Source organism: Planotetraspora sp. A-T 1434 (assembly GCF_025420585.1).
Lineage (GTDB): Bacteria > Actinomycetota > Actinomycetes > Streptosporangiales > Streptosporangiaceae > JAOEGB01.
The window spans coordinates 123,893-146,949 of the sequence record NZ_JAOEGB010000020.1 but is presented as its reverse complement, the minus strand read 5'-3'; the positions used below and the strand labels follow the sequence as shown (position 1 = coordinate 146,949).

Annotated in this window: 22 protein-coding genes and 1 pseudogene; 14 read left to right on the top strand and 9 right to left on the bottom strand. The window is 70.0% G+C overall.

Features of this window, described 5'->3' with window-relative positions; translation table 11 throughout:
- Positions 1 to 67: 67 nt before the first annotated feature.
- Complete coding sequence (locus tag N5079_RS24715; protein WP_261586413.1) at positions 68 to 355, top strand: hypothetical protein; 288 nt, start codon at positions 68 to 70, stop codon at positions 353 to 355.
- A gap of 2 nt (positions 356 to 357) precedes the next feature.
- Here the strand turns inward: N5079_RS24715 and N5079_RS24710 are convergent, their stop codons facing one another.
- Positions 358 to 837 (bottom strand): MarR family winged helix-turn-helix transcriptional regulator, encoded by a 480-nt coding sequence (locus N5079_RS24710; protein WP_261586412.1) that lies wholly within the window; start codon positions 835 to 837, stop codon positions 358 to 360.
- 73 nt (positions 838 to 910) lie between these two features.
- Here N5079_RS24710 and N5079_RS24705 point away from each other — a divergent pair, with 73 nt between their 5' ends.
- Complete coding sequence (locus N5079_RS24705; protein WP_261586411.1) at positions 911 to 1,093, top strand: hypothetical protein; 183 nt, start codon at positions 911 to 913, stop codon at positions 1,091 to 1,093.
- A gap of 175 nt (positions 1,094 to 1,268) precedes the next feature.
- Positions 1,269 to 3,977, top strand: a complete 2,709-nt coding sequence (locus N5079_RS24700; protein WP_261586410.1) for a glycoside hydrolase family 3 protein — start codon at positions 1,269 to 1,271, stop codon at positions 3,975 to 3,977.
- A gap of 78 nt (positions 3,978 to 4,055) precedes the next feature.
- Here N5079_RS24700 and N5079_RS24695 read toward each other — a convergent pair whose 3' ends face one another.
- Genes N5079_RS24695 through N5079_RS24685 form a run of 3 tightly spaced genes read right to left on the bottom strand, consistent with a single transcriptional unit; the run spans position 4,056 to position 7,013 of the window.
- Entirely contained in the window at positions 4,056 to 5,231 is a 1,176-nt protein-coding gene (locus N5079_RS24695) for an MFS transporter (protein ID WP_261586409.1), read from the bottom strand.
- A 43-nt stretch (positions 5,232 to 5,274) separates the two neighbouring features.
- Positions 5,275 to 5,508 carry a hypothetical protein gene (locus N5079_RS24690; protein ID WP_261586408.1) on the bottom strand — a complete coding sequence of 78 codons (234 nt, stop codon included), beginning with the start codon at positions 5,506 to 5,508 and terminating at the stop codon, positions 5,275 to 5,277.
- Positions 5,505 to 7,013, bottom strand: coding sequence for a purine-cytosine permease family protein (locus N5079_RS24685; protein ID WP_261586407.1), 1,509 nt, complete (start codon positions 7,011 to 7,013; stop codon positions 5,505 to 5,507). The genes N5079_RS24690 and N5079_RS24685 overlap by 4 nt, the downstream gene beginning before the upstream one ends.
- A 477-nt stretch (positions 7,014 to 7,490) precedes the next feature.
- Between N5079_RS24685 and N5079_RS24680 the strand changes: the two genes are divergently transcribed.
- On the top strand, positions 7,491 to 7,805 hold the full coding sequence (locus tag N5079_RS24680; RefSeq protein WP_261586406.1) for a hypothetical protein: 315 nt from the start codon (positions 7,491 to 7,493) through the stop codon (positions 7,803 to 7,805).
- Between the two features lie 102 nt (positions 7,806 to 7,907).
- Here N5079_RS24680 and N5079_RS24675 read toward each other — a convergent pair whose 3' ends face one another.
- Positions 7,908 to 9,137, bottom strand: a complete 1,230-nt coding sequence (locus tag N5079_RS24675) for a monooxygenase (protein WP_261586405.1) — start codon at positions 9,135 to 9,137, stop codon at positions 7,908 to 7,910.
- Positions 9,138 to 9,326: 189 nt separating this feature from the next.
- Between N5079_RS24675 and N5079_RS24670 the strand changes: the two genes are divergently transcribed.
- Both N5079_RS24670 and N5079_RS24665 read left to right on the top strand, forming a co-directional pair.
- Positions 9,327 to 9,734, top strand: a complete 408-nt coding sequence (locus N5079_RS24670; protein WP_261586404.1) for a hypothetical protein — start codon at positions 9,327 to 9,329, stop codon at positions 9,732 to 9,734.
- Positions 9,735 to 9,899: 165 nt separating this feature from the next.
- On the top strand, positions 9,900 to 11,582 hold the full coding sequence (locus N5079_RS24665; protein WP_261586403.1) for a DEAD/DEAH box helicase: 1,683 nt from the start codon (positions 9,900 to 9,902) through the stop codon (positions 11,580 to 11,582).
- A gap of 28 nt (positions 11,583 to 11,610) precedes the next feature.
- Here the strand turns inward: N5079_RS24665 and N5079_RS24660 are convergent, their stop codons facing one another.
- Complete coding sequence (locus N5079_RS24660; RefSeq protein WP_261586402.1) at positions 11,611 to 12,387, bottom strand: DUF305 domain-containing protein; 777 nt, start codon at positions 12,385 to 12,387, stop codon at positions 11,611 to 11,613.
- 231 nt (positions 12,388 to 12,618) lie between these two features.
- On the opposite strand from N5079_RS24660, the gene N5079_RS24655 reads away from it, so the two are divergent.
- Positions 12,619 to 14,013 (top strand): LVIVD repeat-containing protein, encoded by a 1,395-nt coding sequence (locus N5079_RS24655; RefSeq protein WP_410007826.1) that lies wholly within the window; start codon positions 12,619 to 12,621, stop codon positions 14,011 to 14,013.
- Between the two features lie 573 nt (positions 14,014 to 14,586).
- Here N5079_RS24655 and N5079_RS24650 read toward each other — a convergent pair.
- A pseudogene (locus N5079_RS24650) lies at positions 14,587 to 15,075 on the bottom strand (transposase); the annotation flags it as partial.
- A 102-nt stretch (positions 15,076 to 15,177) separates the two neighbouring features.
- Here N5079_RS24650 and N5079_RS24645 point away from each other — a divergent pair.
- Together N5079_RS24645 and N5079_RS24640 are read left to right on the top strand one after the other, a co-directional pair.
- Positions 15,178 to 15,744 (top strand): HNH endonuclease signature motif containing protein, encoded by a 567-nt coding sequence (locus tag N5079_RS24645; RefSeq protein WP_315967882.1) that lies wholly within the window; start codon positions 15,178 to 15,180, stop codon positions 15,742 to 15,744.
- Entirely contained in the window at positions 15,741 to 16,637 is an 897-nt protein-coding gene (locus N5079_RS24640; RefSeq protein WP_261586401.1) for a TIGR03619 family F420-dependent LLM class oxidoreductase, read from the top strand. Before N5079_RS24645 ends, N5079_RS24640 begins: the two co-directional genes overlap by 4 nt.
- Positions 16,638 to 16,733: 96 nt before the next feature.
- Here N5079_RS24640 and N5079_RS24635 read toward each other — a convergent pair whose 3' ends face one another.
- Positions 16,734 to 17,780 carry an LLM class flavin-dependent oxidoreductase gene (locus N5079_RS24635; RefSeq protein WP_261586400.1) on the bottom strand — a complete coding sequence of 349 codons (1,047 nt, stop codon included), beginning with the start codon at positions 17,778 to 17,780 and terminating at the stop codon, positions 16,734 to 16,736.
- A gap of 67 nt (positions 17,781 to 17,847) precedes the next feature.
- Between N5079_RS24635 and N5079_RS24630 the strand changes: the two genes are divergently transcribed.
- On the top strand, positions 17,848 to 18,627 hold the full coding sequence (locus N5079_RS24630; protein ID WP_261586399.1) for an HAD-IIA family hydrolase: 780 nt from the start codon (positions 17,848 to 17,850) through the stop codon (positions 18,625 to 18,627).
- 58 nt (positions 18,628 to 18,685) lie between these two features.
- Positions 18,686 to 19,315, top strand: coding sequence for a hypothetical protein (locus N5079_RS24625; RefSeq protein ID WP_261586398.1), 630 nt, complete (start codon positions 18,686 to 18,688; stop codon positions 19,313 to 19,315).
- On the opposite strand, the gene arfB is transcribed toward N5079_RS24625, so the two are convergent.
- The gene (gene arfB / locus N5079_RS24620; protein WP_261586397.1) at positions 19,312 to 19,734 is read right to left on the bottom strand and encodes an alternative ribosome rescue aminoacyl-tRNA hydrolase ArfB; all 423 of its coding nucleotides are present in this window, start codon (positions 19,732 to 19,734) and stop codon (positions 19,312 to 19,314) included. The two genes, N5079_RS24625 and arfB, sit on opposite strands and share 4 nt — an antisense overlap.
- A 181-nt stretch (positions 19,735 to 19,915) precedes the next feature.
- Between arfB and N5079_RS24615 the strand changes: the two genes are divergently transcribed.
- The 3 genes from N5079_RS24615 (at position 19,916) to N5079_RS24605 (ending at position 23,055) form a co-directional block, all read left to right on the top strand.
- Positions 19,916 to 20,752: a hypothetical protein gene (locus N5079_RS24615; protein WP_261586396.1), complete on the top strand. Its 837-nt coding sequence runs from the start codon at positions 19,916 to 19,918 to the stop codon at positions 20,750 to 20,752.
- A 16-nt stretch (positions 20,753 to 20,768) separates the two neighbouring features.
- Positions 20,769 to 21,353: an HAD-IA family hydrolase gene (locus tag N5079_RS24610; protein ID WP_261586395.1), complete on the top strand. Its 585-nt coding sequence runs from the start codon at positions 20,769 to 20,771 to the stop codon at positions 21,351 to 21,353.
- A 160-nt stretch (positions 21,354 to 21,513) separates the two neighbouring features.
- Entirely contained in the window at positions 21,514 to 23,055 is a 1,542-nt protein-coding gene (locus tag N5079_RS24605; RefSeq protein WP_261586394.1) for an alkaline phosphatase D family protein, read from the top strand.
- The last annotated feature ends 2 nt before the right edge of the window (positions 23,056 to 23,057 follow it).

Genomic DNA, 23,057 nt, shown 5'->3' with positions numbered 1-23,057 from the left:
ATATTGCTTACTATATCGTCGTCGCCACCTGATCATCCAGCAGGAGACGTGCCAGAAGGAGACGGCTATGGCAACGACGGTGGAACTTACGCGGTTCCGGGTGGCGCCGTGGCGCACGGAGGCGCTGCTCGACGCGCGCCCGGCGATGCTGGCGGACTTCCGGGCCGACCGCGAGGGATTCCTCGGCGCCCGGCTGGTCCGGCTGGGCGCGGACGAATGGCTGGACATCGTCGACTGGCGCGCGCCCGAGGACCTCGCGGCCTCCCGCGCCAAGGGCGGGAACCTCCCGGGCATCCGGGCCTTCTTCGCCGCCATAGACGAGCTGATCAGCTCTGAGGAGGGCCAGGAGTCCTAGGCTCAGCCGGAGGCGGCGGTCGCGTTGTTGGCGGCGGCGATCACGCGCATGAGGGACTCGTGCAGGTCCTGAAGCTCGTCGAGGCCCATGCCGAGCCGTTCGACGATGGCCGGGGGGATCTTCACGGCCTCGGCCCGCAAGTCCTTGCCCGCGGGCGTGAGGGTTACGGCCAGGGCGCGCTCGTCGTTGGTGTCCCGCTCGCGGCGGACCAGCCCGCCGGCTTCGAGACGCTTGAGCAGCGGTGACAGCGTGCCGGGGTCGAGTTGCAGCATGCGGCTGAGCTCCTTGACCGACAGCGGCGCGTGCTCCCAGAGCGCCAGCATGACCAGGTACTGCGGGTGCGTGAGACCCATGGGTTCCAGCAGCGGCCGGTAGACCGCGATGACCCCGCGCGAGGCGACGGCCAGGGCGAAGCACACCTGCCGCTCCAGTGAGAGCGGATCCGGCATCGGAAGACCGCGCACCACGGCAGCCTCGCTCATCGCACCCCTTTCCATCACATATTATCTGTACACCAACTATTGGTACACAAACTACTTGATTGTGGAGAGTGCGATGGCCCGCCGGAAGTCACTGGAAGAGCGGATCGCCGACCGTCAGGCGCGGCGGCCCCCGCTTGAGGAAGGGAAGACGTTCGAGCACGGGCCGGCCAAGTATCTCTTCGTCGTGCTGATCTCGATCATCGTGCTGGGCCATTTCATCGGCCTCTTCGTCCTCATGGGCCTGGGCATCCACTGACTGCTGGGGAGGGCGCCTCCTGGGAGCGCTCTCCAGACGCGGCGAAGCAACCGGCGGCGACGCAGAGAGCGCTCTTCCGGGTGGTTGACCAAGTGGCCGTCGGAGAGTCAAGATCGGCGCAATGCGGTCGTGGCGCTGTCCCCGGCCGCTGCCGCGCCTCGAGAACGGACTCGCCATGCCACGACAGTTGGCCCGTTTACGCGCTCGCCACAACTCATTCGCCGCGCTGGCGGCGATCGCCCTCCTGGCCGGGGGCGTCGCACCGAGCGCGGGCGCCGACACCACGAAAGGGACCCACCAACCTGTGATCGGGATGCCCGCCCTGGACGACGACGGCTGCGCTCGCATCGAGAAGAAACTCCCCACGCTCTCCGACTGGCCCAAGGTCGAGAGCCGGATCAAGCGGAACCCCGCTGACGAGAAGCGGGTGGCGAAGATCCTCGCCGGCATGACCCTGGCCGAGAAGGTCGGCCAGATGACCCAGCCGGAGATCAACTCCATCAGTCCCGACGAGGTCAGGCAGTACGGCATCGGCTCGGTGCTCAACGGCGGCGGCTCGTGGCCCGGCCGGGACAAGCACGCCTCCCCGAAGGCCTGGCTCGACCTCGCCGACGCGTACTGGGAGGCGTCCGTCGGCACGAGGACGAAGATCCCCGTCATCTGGGGCATCGACGCCGTCCACGGCAACAACAACATCTACGGCGCGACGATCTTCCCGCACAACATCGGCCTCGGTGCCGCCCACGACCCCTGCCTGATCCGTGACATCGGGTCGGCGACCGCCGCCCAGATCCGCGCCACGGGCCAGGACTGGGCCTTCGCGCCCACGCTGGCCGTGGTCAGGGACGACCGGTGGGGCCGCACGTACGAGGGCTACTCGGAGGACCCCCGCATCACCCGGGCCTACGGTTACGAGGCCATCAGGGGCCTGCAGGGCGGCCACGCCCGCCGCATCGGCGACCACGGCGTGATCGCGACCGCGAAGCACTTCATCGGCGACGGCGGCACACTGAGGGGGCAGGACCAGGGCGTCAATCCCTCGTCCGAGGCCGAGATGATCAACATTCACGGCCAGGGCTACTACGGCGCGCTCGCGGCCGGAGCCCAGACCGTGATGGTCTCGTTCAACAGCTGGACCAACGCCGACCTCGGCATCACCGAGGGCAAGTTGCACGGCAGCAGGCACGCCCTCACCGAGATCCTCAAGCAGAAGATGGGCTTCGACGGCGTCGTCGTCTCCGACTGGAACGGCGTCGGCCAGGTCGCCGGATGCACCAACTCCAGCTGCGCCCGGGCCATCAACGCCGGCATCGACGTCGTGATGGTGCCGCAGGACTGGAAGGCGTTCATCGCCAACACCATCGCCCAGGTCGAAGCGGGCGAGATCCCGATCTCGCGCATCGACGACGCGGTGACCCGCATCCTGCGAGTCAAGCTCCGCGCCGGCGTGTTCGACGCCCCCAAGCCGTCGGCGCGCGCCCTGGCCGGGTCGGCCGACGCGCTCCAGGCGAGAAGAGACGCGCTCCAGGCGAGAAGACTCGCCCGCAGGGCCGTCCGCGAGTCGCAGGTCCTGCTGAAGAACAACGGCAAGGTGCTGCCCCTGTCGCCGGAGGCGAAGGTGCTCGTCGTCGGCAAGAGCGCGGACAGCCTGCAGAACCAGACCGGCGGCTGGAGCCTCACCTGGCAGGGCACCGGCAACACCAATGCCGACTTCCCGAACGGCACGACCATCCTGGGCGGCCTCCGAGAAGTGCTCGGCGACGCCAACGTCACCTTCAGCGAGACGGGTGACGGTGTCGACCCCGGGGCGTACGACGCGGTTATCGCCGTGATCGGCGAGACGCCGTACGCCGAGGGAGTCGGCGACCTCGGGCGGCGCACTCTCGAGGCGGCCAAGCTCTATCCCGCCGACCTCGCCGTCCTCGACAAGGTCCGCGGCAAGGGCGCACCTGTGATCACCGTCTACGTCACCGGCCGCCCGCTGTGGGTCAACAAGGAGCTCAACCGCTCCGACGCGTTCGTCGTCGCCTGGCTTCCCGGCACCGAGGGCGGCGGCGTCGCCGATCTCCTGGTCCGCGGCTCACACGGGGACTCGCACGGGGACTCGCACGGGGACTCGCACCAGGGCTACACCGGGAAGCTGTCGTACTCCTGGCCGAAGACCGCGTGCCAGACGCCGCTCAACGTGGGCACCGAGGGCTACGACCCGCTCTTCCCCGTCGGGTACGGCCTGCGCTACGGCGAGTCCGGTTCGGTCGGGACGCTCGACGAGACCTCACCCGAGCTCGGCTGCGGCGGCACGGGCGGCGGCACCGCGACCGAGGACCTGGAGATCTACAACCGGACGGACGTCCCGCCCTACAAGAGCTACATCGGATCCGCCGAGAATTGGGGCGGCACCGAGATCGGCGTCGACGGCCAGGCGGCGCACTCCGAGATCAACGTGGTGCAGTCCGACGTCAACGTGCAGCAGGACGGGCTCAAGGCCACCTGGACCGGCAGTGGACCGGCGCAGATCTACCTGCAGAACCCGGCGGGCGGCACCGATCTGCGCGGCTACCTCAACGCCGACAGCGCTCTCGTCTTCGACACCATCGTCCACCAGCCTCCGGCGGCGAGAACGGTGATCAGCGTCCACTGCGTCTATCCGTGCTTCTCCGAGGTGGTGGCGACCTCGCTGTTCCAGAAGCTCCCGGTCGGCGTCAAGGCGACGATCAAGATCCCGATCGCGTGCTTCGCCGCCGGAGGCCTCGACCTGGAGAACGTCAACACGCCGTTCCTCGTCTACACCGACGGGGCGTTCTCCGCGTCGTTCGCCAATGTCCGGTGGGTGCCCAAGGCTGCCAAGGACGCCGACGCCCAGAGCTGCGCCGGCCTGACGTAGCGGCCGTGACGTAGCGAACGCGACACAGCCCGGCGTCGCAGCGCTCGTGTCGCAAGCGCTCGTGTCACAGCGCCCATGTCACAGCGCGGTGGCCGACTCCGGCTCGATCGGGGCCGGCCGCCGCGCCAGCGACCCGGCGCCGAGCACCATCGCCGCCATGAGCGCGGTCACGACGGCGAACGACACGGGCAGGCTGGTCGCGTTTGCGATGCCGCCGATCGCGCTCGGCGCGACGAACCCGGAGGTGTAGCTGATAGTCGCCACCCCGGCCACGCCCTCGCCCGGCGTCGGGGCGGCGTTGCCCGCCGCCGTGAACACGAGCGGGACGACCACCGCGATGCCGACGCCGATGAGCATGAATCCGGTGATGGCCGGCAGGGGAGTGCGGGCCGTCGCGACGAGCAACCCCCCGAGCGCGGCCAGCGCGCCGCTGACCCGCACGGCCCACACGGCGCCGATCCGGCGCACCACCATGTCCCCGCAGAGCCGCCCGGCGGCCATGGTGAACGCGAACGCGGTGAAGCTGGCCGCCGCCACGCCGGGGGATGTGCCCGTGACCTGCTTCAAATAGACGGCGCACCAGTCCTGGCTGGCGGACTCGCCGAAGACCCCGCAGAAGCCGACCAGCCCCATGACGAGCACGCTCCGGGACGGCAGCACGAACCTCGGCGGCGCCGCCTGGTCCTCCGCCGCCCGGACGTCCAGCAGGAGGGGGCTGACACCGAGGCCGATCGCCAGCAGCGCCGACGCCATGACCGCCAGGTGGACGCGGGCGTCCACATCGGCCTGGGCGGCGAGGGAGCCCACAGCGCCGCCCGCGAGGGCGCCGACGCTCCACATCCCGTGCAGCCCCGACATGATCGAGCGGCTGAGCCGCTGCTCGACCACCACCCCCTGGGCGTTCATGGCGACGTCGCACATGCCGGCCACGGCCCCGTACACCACAAGGATCCCGAAGAGGGAGGGCAGGTTGGGCGCGAGCGCGGGAAAGGCGAGCACGGCCGACCAGAGAGCGATGAGCCACCGGGTCGCCGTCCGGCCACCGAACCGGTGGATGACGCGCCCGGCCATCGGCATCGCCACGAGCGAGCCGACCGCCGGAGCCAGCAGCGCCAGCCCCAGCTCTCCGGGCCCGGCGTGCAGATGCTCCTGAATCCAGGGAATGCGGGTGGCGAAGCTGCCGGTCACCGCCCCGTGCACCGCGAACGTCACCGCCACGGCCACCCGGGCCCGTCTCAACCCCCGTTGATCCACCACGCCACGCTAACAGAAAGGTTTGTTACCTGGTGGAGTCCCTTCACGCATACCTGACCCTGGCGGGGGTGGCCTCCCGGGTGTTGCGGGTCCACCAGTCCGCCCGGGAGAGCACAAGCCTCCCGAAGCGCCGGGCGAGGGCGAGCTCGCCGAGAGACGCTCCCCGCGCGGGGACGCGGCAGGAACGGATCTCCCTCTCCAGCTCGACGGTGACCCGCTGGTGTTTCAGCCTCACGGTCAGCCACGGCATGCCGTACGGGCCGGTTCCGCCGGTCACGGCAGCACGGCCTGTACGGAGGGATCCGCCGGGGCCGCGCTCTCCTGGGCGCGGACCCGTGAACGGTTGAACGCCCAGGTCGCGGCGAAGCCGATCACGAGCGCGAGCAGCACGCCGAGGTTGGCGAAGGCCCAGGAGCCGGTCTTGCCGCCGAGCCCGAGAGGCCCGAGGAGGTAGCCCTGCCAGCCCAGCCAGCTCGCGGCCCCGTTGGTCACCAGGCCCCAGCCGACGGCCGTGCTGACGACGATGACCGCGACGGGCAGCAGCGGGACGTCTCCGTAGCGGCCCGACGGACGGTAGAGGTCGGTCTCGGCGTAGTCCCGGCGGCGCAGTGCGAGGTCGGCCAGCATGATCCCGCACCAGGCGGCGATCGGCACGCCGAGCGTGGTCAGGAAGCCGATGAACGGGCCGAGGAAGTCGTCGGCGACGAACACGATGTAGATCGTCCCGGCGACCATGAGCACGCCGTCGACGAGGGCGGCGACGTAGCGCGGCGCCTTCAGCCCGGCCGCCAGCAGGGCCAGGCCGGAGGAGTAGATGTCGAGCACGGCGCCGCCGACGAGGCCAAGGACGGCCACGGCGGCGAAGGGGATGAGGAACCAGGTCGGCAGGACCTCCGTCAGCGCCCCGATCGGGTCCGCCGCGATCGCCTTGCTCAGGTTCGGGGAGCTGCCCGCCAGCAGCAGGCCGAACAGCAGCAGCAGGACCGGGGCCAGCGACGCCCCGAACGTCGTCCAGCCCACGACGCCCGCGCTCGACGACCTCCGGGGCAGGTAGCGGGAGTAGTCGGCCGCCGCGTTCACCCAGCCCAGGCCGAACCCGGTCATCATGAAGACCAGGGCCCCGATGAACTCCTGCGCCGATCCGCCGTGGATCCGGGAGACCGTGTCCCAATGGATGTGGCCGGCCACCAGCACGATGTAGACCACCGTCAGCACTCCGGTCACGACCGTGATGACCGTCTGCATGCGCATGATCAGGTCGAAGCCCATGACGCCGCCCGCGACGATCAGGGCGGTCACGACGACCAGGGCGACGACCTTGGTGGAGGTGCCCCCTCCCCAGCCGAGCCGTCCGAACACGGTCGCCGTGGCCAGCGTGGCGAGCGCGGTGAGCACGGTCTCCCAGCCCACCGTCAGGATCCAGGAGATGGCGGACGGCAGCCGGTTGCCTCTGACGCCGAACGCCGCCCGGCTCAGCACCATGGTCGGGGCCGAGCCGCGCTTGCCGGCCACGGCGACGAAACCGCACAGCAGGAACGAGAACAGGATGCCGATGAGCCCGGCGGCGAGCGCCTGCCAGAAGGAGATCCCGAAGCCGAGGGCGAAGGAGCCGTAGCTCAGCCCCAGGATCGACACGTTGGCGCCGAACCACGGCCAGAACAATTGTCTCGGACGGCCCTTGCGATCGGCGTCGCCGATCACGTCGAGCCCGTGGGTCTCGACCTTGAGCTGCCGCCCGCCCGTGCCACCGGGTTCTTCCTGTTCGCCCTGCATGCCGGCCATGGAACCTACCTGTCTAGACGTGTTCGGCGAACGGTACGTAGCTCGCCACCAACCAGTCAAGGGCCCGTCAAAGCACCCAAAACACCCAACGCCTGGCAGGCCGTACGGCGGGGCCCGAAGCGGAGCCCGAAGCGAGGTCTGAAGCGGGGTCTGAGGGCGCGGGCGGGCCTGGAGGCGCAGGCGGGGTCTGAAGGCCTGACCGGGTCGCTCGCGCCCGCCCAGCCGGCGGCTCTCCTCGCCCGCGTATGGCTGCCGGGATGTCCCGTGGTAACCGGAGGCGGGGCGTGAGACTGATATTGACGGGTTCGGAGCCCCGATCTACCTTTCCCTTAGGAAAGTTTCCTAAGAAAAGCCCCGGCCGGATCGTTCCAGGAACAGGCTCACCCCCCACCCCAACGGACGACGAGTCTCCGCGCGCGTGCGAACGTCTCCGCGGCACGGCCTCGGTGTCCGACGGCACCCCCACAGGAGTCCTGCATGAACGCCAGAAAATGGGTCGTCGCCGCCTTCGCCACCACACTGCTGACCACCGGGCTGGTGGTCGGTCCCGCGTCCAGCGCGTTCGCCGCGCCGACCGACTGCAGCTACCAGCTCAACACCGTCGAGCGGTGGGCCTCCAGCTACTGCGCCAGCGGCACGGGGGAGCACCGGATCCACGTCCTGCAGAAGCACTTCCTCCCGGAAGGGGGTTACATCCCCATCGAGGGCCCCTGGGTGCCCGCCGGTCAGACCTCGTGGACCTCCATCACCGCGCACACGGTCGTCAACGTCTGGATAGAGACGAGAGGCTGATCTTCGGCCGCGTCTTCGGTCGCTGGTCTCGGTCGCCGGCCCTGCCCGTTGATCGAGTCGCCCCCGCCGCCACGTGGACCATGGCGGCGGGGGCGACGCCGTTCAGGCCGCCGGCGCGGTCGCGGGCGACATGACGGCGAGGCCCAGGCACATCTCGTCGCTGGTCCCCTCTCCCCACACCACGTAGCGCGGGGGCAGGCCGTGCAGCGCGGGCAGCAGCTTGCGCAGCCCGGCGTCGTACGTGCAGGTCACCCGGAAGGTGTCGCCCGCCTTGACCACGACGGGCTTGGCCAGCGGGTGGATGGCCTGGTCGTCGAAGTTGTACTCGGGGATGTCGAGCAGGGTGCGCGCCTCTGGCGTGCCCGGATTGAGCTCAAGCTTGATCGAACGGCCGAGCAGGTGCATGTGCCCGGCGACGGCGTAGATCGTGCCGCCTCCCTTGGCCGGCAGGTCGCAGTGGTGCGTGGCCGAGGGGACCGGAGTCTTGCCCTGGTCGCACAATCCGTTCAGCTGCTTCACGGTCTGGGCGGCCTGCTCACCGAAACGGTGGGACAGATCCCGGATCGCGGCCTCCCGGTCGCACAGCGCGCCGGACTCCTCGGCCGTGCAGGGCAGCTCGATCGGCGCCGGCAGCTGCGCGGTCACCAGGGGGGCGAGATCGGTCTTGCCGTCGGTGAGCCGCAGCCGGATCCCCGACTGGTCACTGCCTCCCGGCTTTCCGCCCGTGGCCAGCAGGTTGTAGTGCACCTGAAAGATCAGCCGGCTGCCCGCCGGCATCGGGTAGCCGACCTTCTGAGTCAGCAGTGTCTCGTTGGCGCCCGGCGCCCAGTGGCCCACCCACGTGCCGCCGTCGATCCCCGCGTCGCCGAAGCAGGTCCATCCCTCACCCGGCGTGCGGGCGTCGAGGTCGCCGGCCGCCTTCGCGTCCTCGGGGCCGACCCTGAAGATGATCGCGTGGTGCACGATGGCGGTGTTCTGCGGCAGGAACTGGCTGCCCGTGAGGAACGCCCGGCTCGTCAGGCCCGGGTCGACCAGGAAGCAGCGGTACTCGTCGGTTCCCCCGGAAGGGGCCTTCGGCGTGTACGGCTCGGGCAGCTTCAGGGTCACGAACCGCTCCGAGGCGCGCAGCGGGGCCGCCGGGGGCGGCGTAAACGGCCCGCTGTGTCCGCTGTGCCCGCTGTGCCCGCCGAGGGCCGCGCTTGGGGCCACAGCGCCCACAGTGGAGGAGGCCGCGGGATGCTCCCGGGCGGAGCACGACGCGATCAGAAAGACGGCGGCGAGAGCGACGACCGCTCCACCCAACCACCGCGCCGGCCGGACTGCGTGTTCCATGACGCCCCCTGCTCTGCTCCGACTGCCCCCGGTCCTGGACTACGCGGGGCCTCGACTTCCAGCGTCCTCCGTTCTGGCCGGCTCGCCGTCCACCACGAGGCTGAAACGACTCCTCCGCCGGACTGAGACGCCTTCTACGCCCTGAGTGGCAGTACCCCCGCCGACGGGATGATGAGGGATGATCGGCTCATGTCTGAGCGCAACCTGCCGGAAGCCGATGCCTGGGCCTGCCCTCACGGGGAGGACGCGCGCCGAGGCTGCGTGGCCTGTTACGAGCAGTCGGCCAATCCCGACCCGGCCCTGCCCTTCTGGGAGGTCGCCGCGTGGTTCACCACCCACCGGCCCATCCCGATCAGGACCCTGCAGGACGTTCACCATCACGGCCGCCGCTTCTCCATCGACCAGCCGTCCACCCCGCTCGTCTACGTCCTCAGCGGCCACGCACGCGCCGGGGGCGGCGTCGAGGCGCTGGCGGGCGTCATCGGGTTCCTCCTGCACAATCGGCACGTGGTGGACGACTTCACCGTCACCGAGACACGGGCGGCACGGCTCTCGGCCGCGCGGACCCTCTCCAACCACCGCGACGAACTGCGGTGACGTACGCTCACGGGCGGCGCCTCGCCCGGGCGTGGATCGATGTCGGAGTGGCCCCGACGCCGCGGTGGCGTGGCCGGAGAGCGGCCCGTCCGACATGGGCACACCGCGCACGCGGGATCATAGAGTCGTGTCCCACGTGCGCGTTCGCCCCAGGAGGAGCCCGACATGGTCGTTAACGTGACCGACGAAGCGATGGGCTTCGCCGAGCTGTCGCTGCGCCCGGAGCTCCTCGGAGCCCTCGCCGGGCTCGGCTATGAGGAGCCCACCCCGATCCAGCGGGAGGCGATTCCGCCGCTGCTGGAGGGGCGTGACCTGCTGGGCCAGGCTGCTACCGGCACCGGGAAGACGGCCGCCTTCGCGCTGCCGGTCCTCCAGCGGATAGCCGCCGGCGGCGGGGGAACGGAGCCGATGGCGCTGGTCCTCGTGCCCACCCGCGAGCTCGCCGTACAGGTGTCGGAGGCCATGCACCGCTATGGGCGCGACATGGGCGCGCGGGTGCTGCCGATCTACGGCGGGCAGCCGATCGGGCGGCAGTTGCGGGCGCTGGAGCGCGGAGTGGACGTGGTGGTGGCGACGCCCGGACGCGCGCTTGACCACATCGGCCGCGGGGCGCTCTCCCTGGCAGGTCTCCAGATGGTCGTCCTCGACGAGGCCGACGAGATGCTGGACATGGGCTTCGCCGACGACATCGAGGCGATCCTGCAGGAGACTCCGGAGAGCCGGCAGACGGTGCTGTTCTCGGCGACCATGCCGCCGCGCATCGACGGGATGGCCCGCAGCCACCTCAGCGACCCCGTCCGCATCAAGATCGAGCGCGAGGCCGCCACCTCGGGAGAGGCCCCGCTCGTACGGCAGAGCGCCTATGTGGTCACGCGCGCCCACAAGCCGGCCGCGCTCGGCCGTGTGCTCGACGTCGAGGCGCCCACGGCGGCGATCGTCTTCTGCCGCACGCGCGACGAGGTCGACACGCTCTCGGAGACGCTCAACGGCCGGGGATACCGCGCCGAAGCCCTGCACGGCGGGATGGGCCAGGAGCAGCGCGACCGCGTGATGGCACGGCTGCGGAGCGGTACGGCCGACCTGCTGGTCGCGACCGACGTGGCGGCGCGGGGCCTCGACATCGAGCAGCTCACGCACGTCATCAACTACGACGTCCCGTCCGCGCCGGAGTCGTACGTGCACCGGATCGGGCGGGTGGGCCGGGCCGGTCGCGAGGGCGTCGCGATCACCCTGGCCGAGCCGCGGGAGCACCGGATGCTCAAGACCATCGAGCGGGTGACCAGGAGCCGCATCCAGGTCGAGAAGGTGCCCACGGTCGCCGACCTGCGCGCCCGGCGGCTGGAGCTGACGCGGGCCGCCCTGCACGAGAGCATCCTGGAGGACGATCTGGAGCGCTTCCGGGTCGTCGTCGAGACGCTCACCGACGAGTTCGACGTCATGGAGGTGGCCCTCGCGGCGGTGAAGCTGGCGCACGAGTCCAGCGGGGCCGCGGCCGACGAGGAGGAGATCCCGGACGTCCCCCTGACCGCGCCCAGGGCGCGCCGGGAGCCGGGGACCTCTCAGGGACGCGAGGAGAGGCGCGGCGGCCGCGCGTCGGGGCGGGGCATGGCGCGCCTCTTCGTCGGTGCGGGCCGCAGCTCGGGGATCCGGCCGCAGGACCTGGTGGGCGCCATCGCCGGGGAGACGCGCGTCAGCGGGCGCGAGATCGGCGCGATCGAGATCGCCGACCGCTTCTCGCTCGTGGAAGTCCCCGAGGCGGCCGCCCACGAGGTGATCACGGCCCTGCGGAAGACCACCATCAAGGGTAAGAAGGCGACGGTCCGCCGCGACCGCGCCGCCGGCTCGTAGGAGTTCGCCCGGTTCCCCGTGTACGAGGTCAGCCGCTCGCCTGGATTCGGCGCATGCGGTTGACCTCGGCGGCCTGGGAGACGGAGATGTCCTGCGCCATCTCCTGGATCGTGATGTGGGACCCCTTCTCCATCTCCTCGGCGGCCATGGTGATCGCGCCCATGTGATGCGCGACCATCAGACGGAGGTAGAGCCGGTCGAAGCCCGCTCCGCCGGCGGCCCGCAGCGCGGCGAGCTCCTCGGGCGTGGCCATGCCGGGCATGCCGTGATGCATGTCGTCTTGTTGCTCGTCATGCTGCGCGTGCGGGCCGGGGATCGGTTGTCCCTGCTGCTGTAGCCAGCGGATCATCGCCGCGATTTCCGGGCCCTGGGCCCCGGCGATCCGCGCGGCCATCCGCCTGACCTCGTCCGAGGCCGCCCGCGTGGGAGCGAGAGCGCTCATCTCCAGTGCCTGACGGTGATGGACGATCATGTCCTGCACGAAGCGCACGTCCGCCGCGTTGGCGGAGGGGGCCGGTGCGGCCGTCGCGGCCTCGGAGGGGCCGAGCGTCCGCGCGGTCTCGCCGGGCCGACCGGGAGCGATCACCGGGGCGGTGGACTGGGCGGTGGGCTTGGCGGACGCGGTCACTGGCGCGGTGGACTGAGCAGATGTGGTCACTGGCGCGGTGGGCCGGGTGGATGCAGTCGCCGGGGCGATGGACCGGGCGGTGGGCTTGGCGGATGCGGTCACCGGCGTGCCGGAGCAGCTCGCCAGAGCCGGCACCGCCGTACCGATCACAATGACGCCGGCGAATGCGGCGCGCACCCTTCCCGCTCTCAGGATCAGTGCCTCCTTGAGGACCGTGCTTCCTCGGGTGCCGCGGTGTGAGGATCGCCGCGAACCCCCTTAACTCGCCTCATTGACCACAGTAAACACAATCTGTTGATCTGTCTAACGACATCCTGCACTATGGCTGACAGATTGCTGTTTAGGTGGCTATCTCCGCGTATGGGTTCGCCTGGGCGGACGACCAAGGAGGGTTCCCGCGTGTTCTCCATCCCCTTCGCCAGCCCCCGCGGAGGCGGCCGGGCCGGCCGGTTCTCAGGCGTGGCAGGAGTCGCAGGAGTGGCGGCGGTGCTGGCGCTGTCGGCCCTGCCCGCCCGGGCGGCGGACATCCCCGGCGCCGACGAGATCGTCATGAGTCCGAACGTCAGCCATGTGGCCAACGTCCCCAAGCCGGCCGGCCTCGCGGCCACCATCAACACCGACATCGCCTTCCAGGGCGACTACGCCTTCGTCGGCAACTACGGCGGCTTCTCGATCTACGACATCAGGAACCCGAAGAAGGCGGCCGTCGTCAGCTCGGTCGTCTGCCCGGGGTCCCAGATGGACATGTCGGTGTACGGCAACCTGCTGTTCGCCTCCGTGGACTCCTCGCGAAGCGACGACTCCTGCTCCAGCGTCGCCCAGCCCGCGTCGGTCAAGCAGTCGTGGGAGGGCATCCGGATCTTCGACATCAGCGACAAGGCGAGCCCGAAGTACATCAAGTCGGTCGAGACCAACTGCGGTTCGCACACGCACACGCTTGTGCCGGACAGGCGGCGGCACAATGTCTACCTGTACGTCTCCTCTTACCTCCCCGCGGCAAACTACCCCGACTGCCAGCCGCCGCACGACAAGATCTCGATTGTCAAGGTGCCGCTCGGTGACCCCACCTCGGCGGCCGTGGTGAACACGCCGGTGGTGTTCCCCGAGGGCGGCAACGAGACCCAGCCGGGCCTGCTGCTCCCGACAAGCGGCTGCCACGACATCACCGCGTACCCCGAGAAGGGCATCGCGGCCGGCGCCTGCATGGGCGACGGCGTGCTGTTCGACATCAGGGACCCGGAGAACCCGAAGGTCACCGTGCGGACCACCGACCCGAACTTCGCGTTCTGGCACTCCGCGACCTTCAACAACGAGGGCACAAAGGTGGTGTTCACCGACGAACTGGGCGGTGGCGGCGAGGCGACCTGTAACGAGGCCACCGGGCCGACCCGGGGCGCGGACGCCATCTACGACATCGCCGACGGCCGGCTTGTCTTCAAGAGCTACTTCAAGATCCCGCGCTACCAGGCCGACTCGGAGAATTGCGTCGCGCACAACGGCTCCCTCGTCCCCGTCAAGGGCCGCGACATCATGGTTCAGGCGTGGTACCAGGGGGGCGCCTCGATCTGGGACTTCACCGACTCCGCCCACCCGAGTGAGATCGGCTACTTCGAGCGCGGCCCGGCCCCCGAGGGCTTCGGCGGCTTCTGGTCGGCCTACTACTACAACGGCTACATCTACGCGAGCGACTTCCACAAGGGACTCGACATCATCAAGATCAACGATCCGCGCACGAACAACGCGCGGAAGGTCCACCTCGACCGGCTCAACGTGCAGACCCAGGGTTCGTACGGCGGGCACTGATCGGGCCCGAGATCGCCCACGCATTATGCGGACAGACAGGCGATCGAGCCATGCGGCCGAGCCATGCGGCCGAGCGGATGGCGGTCACCAAGATGCCCGGCTTACCTGGACCTCGACGCCGACGGTGTTCAGCCGTAGGCGAGACTCCTCCAGCAGCGACGGCCGAGTCTCGCCCGCCGAGACGGGACCTTGTCCCGGGGGAGATTTCGCGCGCATCTGGCGGACGGCACCGGTGGCCGTTTGGTAGATCTTTTCCCCGGCTCTCTGACCTGCGGGTTTGTAGTGGATCAAGCTCTGGTTTGTCGTAGGTCCTGGATAGCGTGAGGGCAGTTCTTGAGATCCGTGGGAGCCCAGGGGGAGGTGCCTTTCGATGGTCGAGTGGCCGATCGATGTCTTTGGCTCCTCTCATACGGCGCGTGCCGCCAAGCGCAAGCTGCCCGACGTCCTCAAGGGCACTGTCCTGGACCCTGCTTACGTCCCGCCGCAGCGCTCCGCCGAGGATGCGTGTGGCGACACCTGGCAGCACGCGCCGGGCGGCTGGAAGGCATACCGGCAGTTCGTCCGCGGGTCCGCGTCCACCGGGCGGGTCTGCCATTCGGTGATCTCTTCGGTCACCACGTCGGTGACCTGGCTGATCAGTGCCGGGGAGACATCGGCGCCATACACCTCGGCCAGGTGGTCTTTGATGTCGCGGGTGGTCATGCCTCGCGCATACAGCGAAAGGATCATGTCGTCGACCGACCCCAGCCGCCGGGTCCGCTTGGGCACGATCTTGGGCTCGAAGGTGCCGTTGCGATCGCGGGGTACCTCGATTCGCACCGGCCCTGACGTGGTGGTCACCGTCTTGCCGTAGTGCCCGTTACGTGAGTTGCCCGACCCGTTGCCGGCCGGATCACCCTTCTCATAGCCCAGGTGATCGGCCATCTCCACGCCCAAGGCCCGCTCGATCACCGCCTTGGTCATCTGATGGAGTAGCCCATTCACGCCGTCCAGTGGGGTGCCGGTCGCCTCCGCATCGGCCAACAGCCGATCAATCGCCTCCGGGCTGACCAGTTTGGCCAACCGCTTCGCAGCTGCCTGCTCCTCGACAGCCGAACCCGGCTGTGACTCCGGGTCCAGCTCAATCTTCTCGATCACGGATCGTGTCCCTTCCACCGATGTCCCATCTGTCACATCGGTCCTTCAGGCCACCCCCTTACACAGAAGATCAAACACCTCCCGGCTCCTCCCGCTCCCGGGCTGCTGATCGCGACCGGGCAACTGCTGCCGATCTCCGATGTGCATCGGCTGGCCCGCACCTCCCGCCTGGTGCGCATGGTGGTGGACGCCAAGGGACAGGTCCTGAACATGGGCCGCGCGGTACGGCTGGCCACCCCCGCCCAACGCCAGGCGTTGATCGCCCGCTACGCCACCTGCTACTGCGACGGCTGCGCGATCCCCGCCGACATGGCCGAGATCGACCACGTCAACGGGTGGATCAACGGCGGCGCCACCGACCTGGAGGACATGGCCCCCGCCTGCACCTGGCACAACCGCGACAAAGCCGCCCACCCCGACCGCTACACCACCCACCGCAACCCCGACGGCACCTGGACCCTCACCCACCTCGGCAGACTCACGCCCCTGCCAAGCAAACCGCAGGGGTTTTGCGAGGGCCGACAGCCGAAGACAGGCTGCGGAGACCACTACGAAGACCGGCTGCGAGGAGCGACTAATAAGGTGCCGGTATGAGGATTGGCTTCGCCGTACCGTCATCTGGCTCGTGGGCCACGCCGGACAACATGAAGCGCGTAGCGCGCCGGGCCGAGGAACTGGGCTACTCCGAGGTCTGGACCTTTCAGCGGCTGCTCTATCCGGTAGGGCATCCCATGGGGCCGGTCTATCGGAGCGTGCAGGACCCGGTCGTAACGCTGTCCTACCTGGCCGGGGTCACCGAGCGGATCCGGCTCGGAGTCGCGGTGCTCAACCTGCCCTTCTTCTCCCCGGCGCTGCTCGCCAAGCAACTCGCCACCCTGCAGATCGTCTCGGGGGGCAGGCTCGACGCCGGGCTGGGGCTCGGCTGGATTCCCGAGGAGTTCACCGCCACGGGCGTGACGATGGAACGGCGGGGCAAGCGCGCCGAGGAGTACATCCAGTTGCTCCGGCGTCTGTGGAGCGAGGACGTGGTGGAGCACAAGGGGGAGTTCTACGAGGTGCCGCCGGTGCACCAGGATCCCCGGCCGGAAACGCCGCCGCCGATCCTGCTCGGTGGGACTGCGGCTGTCGCGCTCAGGCGGGCGGGCCGGATCTCCGACGGATGGATCAGCTCCAGCCGGGCCGACCTCTCGAAGATCGACGAGCAGATCTACATCGTAAAGGAGGCGGCCCGGGAAACCGGACGCGACCCGAGCGGCCTCCGCTTCGTGGTCCGCGGAGTCACCAGACCGGGAACCACCGACGGGGGACCGCTGGCGGGGTCTTACGAGAAAATCCGGGAGGACGTCGAGGCCCTGGCCGCCAAGGGCGTCACGGAGGTGTTCCACGACCTCAACTTCAACCCGGAGATCGGCGATCCCGCCGCCGACCCCCGGGAATCGATGCGCCGCGCCGAGGAGGCCCTGGAACGGCTCGCCCCGGCCTCGTGACACCGGCCTCGTGACACCGGCCTCTTGACACCGGCCTCGTGACACCGACTCCAGGGCCGGACCCGTCACCGGTCTCCGCCACCGTCTCGGGACGGGTCACGCAGACATGCCGTACGCCTTGGCGATGAGCTCGTAGGAGCGGAGGCGGGCCGCGCCACCGTGGACCATGGTGGTGATCATCAGCTCGTCGGCGCCGGTGCGCTTGCGCAGCTCCTCCAGCCCGGTCCGGACGCCGTCCGCGTCGCCGTACACCACGGTGGACAGGCGGTCGCGGATGAACTCGGCCTCGGCGGGCGTGTAGGGGTAGGCCTGGGCCTCCTCCGGCGTGGGGACCGGGCCCGGCCGGCCGAAACGCATGCGCAGCCATGAGAGCGCGCCCGGCATGGCCTGCCGCAGCGCCTCCTCCTCGGTGTCGGCAGCGAGCGCGGCCACCCCGATCAGCGCGTATGGCTCGGCGAGCACCTCGGACGGGCGGAAGGCCGACCGGTAGAGCTCGAGCGCGGGCTCGGTGTTGGCGGCGCTGAAGTGGTGAGCGAAGGCGAACGGCAGCCCGAGCAGCCCGGCCAGTTGGGCGCTGAAGCCGCTGGAGCCGAGCAGCCAGATCGGCGGGCGGCTGGAGCCGCCGGGTACGGCGAGGATCTTCGCGTAGGGATGGCCCGGCGGGAACGCGTTGTCGAGGAAAGCGGTCAGCTCCGCCACCTGCTGCGGGAACTCGTCGGGGTCCACCTGGGCGGAACGGCGCAGGGCGTTCGCGGTCGCCATGTCGGTGCCCGGGGCGCGGCCCAGGCCGAGGTCGATGCGCCCGGGGTGCAGCGCGTGCAGTGTGCCGAACTGCTCGGCGATCACCAGCGGGGCGTGGTTGGGCAGCATGACGCCGCCGGAGCCGAGGCGGATCGTGCCGGTGGCGGCCGCGAGGTGGGCGATGATCACGGCGGGCGACGAACTGGCCACGCCGGGCATGCCGTGGTGCTCGGCGACCCAGATGCGGTGGTAGCCCCACTCCTCGGCGCGTCTGGCCAGCTCGGTCGCGTCCTGAAGGGATCCGGCCGGTGAGCCGCCCTCCCCGACGGTCGCGAGCTCCAGGATCGACAGCGGCACCTCGGCGGACCCGCGCGGGACGCCGCGAATGTTGTCCTTGCTCATGTTGGCGGCAACCGGAGGTCGCGTCCGATTATTTCTGATACGGGGGCACACCTGCCATCCTGGATACATGAGCGAGCGAAAGCCCATCGAGTCCTGGCTGTCCGACATGGACGGCGTGCTGGTCCACGAGGGGCAGCCGGTGCCGGGCGCCGATGAGTTCATCAGGCGGCTGCGCGAGTCCGGCAAGCGGTTCCTCGTGCTGACGAACAACTCGATCTACACCCCCAGAGACCTCTCCGTACGGCTCCGCGCGGCGGGGCTGGAGGTGCCGCCGGAGGCGATCTGGACGTCCGCGCTGGCCACCGCCAAGTTCCTGGCCGACCAGCGGCCCGATGGCTCCGCCTACGTCATCGGTGAGGCGGGGCTGACGACCGTCCTGCACGAGTGCGGGTATGTGCTGACCGACCTCGATCCGGACTACGTCGTCCTGGGGGAGACCCGGACGTACAGCTTCACCTCGATCACCCGGGCGATCCGGCTGATCGACAACGGCGCGCGGTTCATCGCGACCAACCCCGACCCCATCGGACCCTCGAACGAGGGCGCTCTGCCGGCAACCGGCGCCGTCGCCGCGATGATCACTAAGGCGACCGGTGTCGAGCCGTACTTCGTGGGCAAGCCGAACCCGATGATGATGCGCAGCGCGCTCAACCAGATCGACGCGCACAGCGAGAGCACCGCCATGATCGGCGACCGCATGGACACCGATGTCGTCTGCGGGATCGAGGCGGGTCTGCACACGATCCTGGTGCTCACCGGAGTGACGCAGAAGGACCAGATCGACCGCTACCCGTTCCGGCCGTCTCAGGTGGTCGCCTCGGTGGCGGACCTCATCGAACTGGTCTGAAAGGAGCTCGTCTGAAACCTGTCACGTCCTGGCAGGTTCGGGTGTGATGCTGAGCCACATGAATCGCGTGTATCTCGAACTCGGCGCCAAGAAGGTCTTCGCCTGCTCCTTCGACTGGCCCGGCTGGTGCCGGAGCGGGAAGTCCGAGGAGGCCGCGCTGGACACGTTGACGGACTACCTTCCGCGATATCGCGTGATCGCCGAGCGCGCGGGGCTGGAGTTCGAGCCGGGTGATCCGATGGTGGTCGAGCGGACCAAGGGCGACGCGACCACCGACTTCGGGGCGCCCAGCGCGATCCCGGACCTTGACCTGGAGCCGATGGGGGCGGACGAGGCGGCCAGGGCCGTCTCGCTGCTCCGCGCCTCCTGGGCCGTCTTCGCCGAGGTGGCGGCCGGGTCCCCCGAGGAGCTGCGAAAGGGCCCCCGGGGCGGCGGCCGGGACCGCGACAAGATGGTGAACCACGTGATCGAGGCGGAGCGCGCCTACGCCCGGAAGATCGGAGTACGGCACAAGCCGCCGAAGGACGACGCGGCTCTCGCCGCCATGCGGGAGGAGATCGCCGAGGTCCTTGGGCGGCCATCCGACGGCGGCCCGTCCGGCAGGGGCTGGCCCGCCCGCTACGCGGCCCGCCGCATCACCTGGCACGTCATCGACCACGTCTGGGAGATGGAGGACCGGAGGATCTAGTCTTCCGGCCGGCGCAGGCGCTTGACGTCGGAGCGGCGCTTCTTGGCCGCCAGCCGCCTTTCGACCGCCCCGCGCGACGGCTTGGTGGGGCGGCGCTTCTTCGGCGGGGGAGCGATGGCCTCGCGGATCAGGCCGGCCAGCCGCTCTTCCGCCGCCTCGCGGTTGCGGAGCTGGGAGCGGTGCTCGGAGGCGGCGATGGTGACGACGCCGTCGATGAGCCGGGGGCCGAGCCGTTCGAGCGCCCGAGACTTCAGGACCGGCCCGAGCGCGGTCGTGGTCTCCAGGTTGAAGCTGAGCTCGACCCGGCTGTCGGTCGTGTTCACGCCCTGCCCGCCGGGCCCCGACGAGCGGGAGAAACGCCAGCCGAGCTCCGCCTCCGGGATGACGACCGAGCCGCGGACGTGCAACGGGCCTGGCATGGGAGCCTCTCTCAAGCGGGAAGTTCTACGAGTGGTCACAGGTTAGCGATCGCGCATGACCTCCCAACAACTGGTTTATCCCCGCAAATCAGACTTCGCCTTGTAACGATCCACCGGCTCCTGCACAGTGTCTCCGGGGGCGGCAGCGGGGGTCACACGGAGCGGAGGCGGCGGCTCGACCATGACCACGATCGTCGGGGTCCACGGCATCGGCAAGTATCACTACTACGAGGAGGCGGGCGGGTCCCCGGGCGGAGCCGCGGAGGCCATGCTGGCCAAGTGGAACGGCTACCTGCACAAGGGTCTCAGCGGAGGAGCCCCCTACGCGGGCCAGCGGTACTTCTCCGAGATCGCCTACTACGCCCACCACCTGCACAAGGGGCCGCCGAAGCCGCCCCGGCAGATGGACCCTCCGGCGAAGCTCGTGTTCGCCGACTGGGCGGCGCAGCTCGACGGGCGCGTCCCGAGCGCCGCAGGGGAGTCGCTCACCGGCGTCGCGCACCGGCTCGCGGAGTGGCTGCTGGCCAGGCTCGGCCCGGGCGCCGTGAAGTTCGCCCAGGACTTCTGCCCCGAGGTCGCGGCCTACCTCGGCGGAGGCGACCCGAGGATCCGCGCGCGCGACGCCGTGGCGGACGTGATCCGCAGGCGTCAGCCTCGCGTGGTCGTCGCCCATTCGCTGGGCAGTGTGGTGACCTACGAGGCGTTCTGGGCGCATCCGGACCTGTCCACCGAACTGCTCATCACGCTCGGCAGCCCGCTGGGTATGAAGAACGTCGTATTCGAACGGCTCAGCCCCATCCCGGCGCACGGGCGGGGCGCCCGGCCGCCGGGCGTCGCCCGCTGGATCAACATCGCCGACAAGGACGACATCGCGGCCATTCCGCCCGCCCTGCGCGACCGCTTCGACGGTGTCGAGCGTGACGTCGCCTGCAACATCGACTGGCTCGACTTCCACACGGTCCGCAACTACCTGGGCTGCGGGACGGCCAACGACTACCTCAGGCCGTATGTCACCTGAACGTTATGATCATTCGATGAGGAAACATGTTCTCTTCGACTACGGCAATGTCATCTCACTCGCGCAGGACGCAGCCGACGTGGCGCGGATGGCGCAAGGCGTTCCCGGCTTCGAGGAGCGGTACTGGGACCTGCGCCTCGATTTCGACCGGGACACGCTGGACCCTGAGGCGTACTGGTCCCGCGTGTACGGCAGGCCGCTCGGCGGCGCGGAGCTCGACCGGGTGATCGCCATGGACGTCGCGAGCTGGTCGCGGCCCAACGAGGAGACCGTCGCGATCGTCGATGAGCTGGCCGCCGACGACGTGCCAGTGGCGCTGCTGTCGAACGCGCCCGTCTGCATCGCGGACGGGCTCGACGAGCTGCCGTTCATGGCCCCCATCAGCCCGCGCTTCTACAGCGGCCGCATGGGCCTGGTGAAGCCGGACCTGGAAATCTACCGCCGGGTCGCGGAGGGACTCGGCGTGCCACCCGGGGACATCGTCTTCATCGACGACCGCCTGGAGAACATCGCGGGCGCCGAGGCGGCGGGCATGGCCGGGATCCACTTCCGCGACGCCGCGACACTGCGGGACGATCTCAAGCTCGCCCTCCGGGGGTAATCAGGCCAGTCGGTGGCACTCTCACCGGCACTGTCCTCACCGGCACTGTCCTCACCGGCGCTGTTCAGCAGCGCCGTTCAACAGCACTGTTCACCCGTGGTTTCGGTGCGGGTCACGGCCGTAGAGGCTGCGCGTCGACCGCGCGGGTTGCACTGGTGTCGTGCAGACGAATGCCTCGCGACGAGTGTTCCTGTCCGCTGTCGCCGCCGGAGCCGGTGGCCTCCTGCTCTCCGGCTCCGCCCTGCCCCGCCGCGCCCCGCGGCAGGATCCGTTCGCCCTCGGAATCGCCTCCGGGGAGCCGACCTCAGACGGTGTCGTGCTCTGGACCCGGCTGGCCCTCGATCCCACTGCCCCCGACGGCCTCGGCGGCATGCCCGCCAACTCCGTCGAGGTGGACTGGCAGCTCGCCTCCGACGAGGGCTTCTCCGAAGTCGTCAGGTCCGGTACGGCGACGGCCCGCGCGGCGGAGGCGCACAGCGTCCACGTCGAGGTGGGCGGGCTCCAACCCGGCCGGGAGTACTTCTACCGCTTCCGCGCCGGCGGCCATCTGTCGCCCGCGGGCCGCACGCGGACGGCGCCGGCGGGGCTGTCGCCGCTGACCTTCGTGGTCGCGGCCTGCGCGCACTGGGAACACGGCTACTACACGGCCTACCGGAGGATCGCCGAGCAGGACCCGGACCTCGTCGTGCACCTGGGCGACTACATCTACGAGTACGAGCCGCAGGGCTACACGGCGCTCGGCGGCAACGTGCGCACGCACGCGGGGAACAAGTGCCAGAGCCTGGCCGACTACCGGATCCGGCACGGGCAGTACAAGACCGACCCCGACCTCCAGGCGGCCCACCGGGCGGCGCCGTGGCTGGTCGCGTTCGACGACCACGAGATCGAGAACAACTGGGCGGGGCCGATCTCCAGCACCGACGCGCCCGGGTTCCGGGAGCGGATGGCCCACGCCTTCCAGGCGTACTACGAGAACATGCCGCTGCGGCGGGCCAGCGTGCCGAGGGGCGCGTCGATCCGGATCAACCGGCGGATCTCGTGGGGGAGCCTGGCGGCCTTCCACCTGCTCGACACCCGGCAGTTCCGCGACGACCAGGCCTGCGACGACGGCGACCGGGCCGGGTGCGACGAGCGCCTGGACGCCGGCCGCACGATCCTCGGCGCGGACCAGCGCCGCTGGCTGCTGGACGGGCTCGCCGGCTCGGGGGCCAGGTGGAACCTCATCGGCCAGCAGGTCCTGATGGCCCAGCGCGACTTCCGGCCCGGGCCGGGCACCGAGCTCAACATGGACAGCTGGGACGGCTACCCGGCGGACCGGGCGCGACTGCTCGAAGGCATCAAGGCGTCGGGTGCGGCCAACCCCGTCGTGCTGACCGGGGACGCGCACATGCACCACGCCGCCGACCTCCGGCCGGACTTCGGCGACCCGGGCTCGCCCCGCGTGGCGGTCGAGCTGGTGACGTCGTCGATCTCCAGCGACGGAGACGGCTACCGGGACGAGGCGCGGATCGCCGAGATCCTCCGGGAGAACCCGCACATCTCCTACATCGACCAGCGCCGCGGCTACATCGTCTGCCGGGTGTCACCGGAGGAGATGCGGGCCGAGTTCCGCACGCTCGACTACATCAGCAGGCGGGGCGCGCCGGCCAAGACCTCGGCCTGCTTCACCATCCCCTCCGGCCACGCCCAGCTCAACGCCTAGCC

Coding starts and splice junctions, on each gene's coding strand:
- N5079_RS24635 (WP_261586400.1), bottom strand. CDS start 17,780: ATGAGCAAGGACAACATTCGCGGCGTCCCGCGCGGGTCCGCCGAGGTG.
- N5079_RS24710 (WP_261586412.1), bottom strand. CDS start 837: ATGAGCGAGGCTGCCGTGGTGCGCGGTCTTCCGATGCCGGATCCGCTC.
- N5079_RS24665 (WP_261586403.1), top strand. CDS start 9,900: ATGGTCGTTAACGTGACCGACGAAGCGATGGGCTTCGCCGAGCTGTCG.
- N5079_RS24705 (WP_261586411.1), top strand. CDS start 911: ATGGCCCGCCGGAAGTCACTGGAAGAGCGGATCGCCGACCGTCAGGCG.
- N5079_RS24685 (WP_261586407.1), bottom strand. CDS start 7,013: ATGGCCGGCATGCAGGGCGAACAGGAAGAACCCGGTGGCACGGGCGGG.
- N5079_RS24630 (WP_261586399.1), top strand. CDS start 17,848: ATGAGCGAGCGAAAGCCCATCGAGTCCTGGCTGTCCGACATGGACGGC.
- N5079_RS24615 (WP_261586396.1), top strand. CDS start 19,916: ATGACCACGATCGTCGGGGTCCACGGCATCGGCAAGTATCACTACTAC.
- N5079_RS24675 (WP_261586405.1), bottom strand. CDS start 9,137: ATGGAACACGCAGTCCGGCCGGCGCGGTGGTTGGGTGGAGCGGTCGTC.
- N5079_RS24625 (WP_261586398.1), top strand. CDS start 18,686: ATGAATCGCGTGTATCTCGAACTCGGCGCCAAGAAGGTCTTCGCCTGC.
- N5079_RS24640 (WP_261586401.1), top strand. CDS start 15,741: ATGAGGATTGGCTTCGCCGTACCGTCATCTGGCTCGTGGGCCACGCCG.
- N5079_RS24715 (WP_261586413.1), top strand. CDS start 68: ATGGCAACGACGGTGGAACTTACGCGGTTCCGGGTGGCGCCGTGGCGC.
- arfB (WP_261586397.1), bottom strand. CDS start 19,734: ATGCCAGGCCCGTTGCACGTCCGCGGCTCGGTCGTCATCCCGGAGGCG.
- N5079_RS24680 (WP_261586406.1), top strand. CDS start 7,491: ATGAACGCCAGAAAATGGGTCGTCGCCGCCTTCGCCACCACACTGCTG.
- N5079_RS24700 (WP_261586410.1), top strand. CDS start 1,269: ATGCCACGACAGTTGGCCCGTTTACGCGCTCGCCACAACTCATTCGCC.
- N5079_RS24670 (WP_261586404.1), top strand. CDS start 9,327: ATGTCTGAGCGCAACCTGCCGGAAGCCGATGCCTGGGCCTGCCCTCAC.
- N5079_RS24610 (WP_261586395.1), top strand. CDS start 20,769: ATGAGGAAACATGTTCTCTTCGACTACGGCAATGTCATCTCACTCGCG.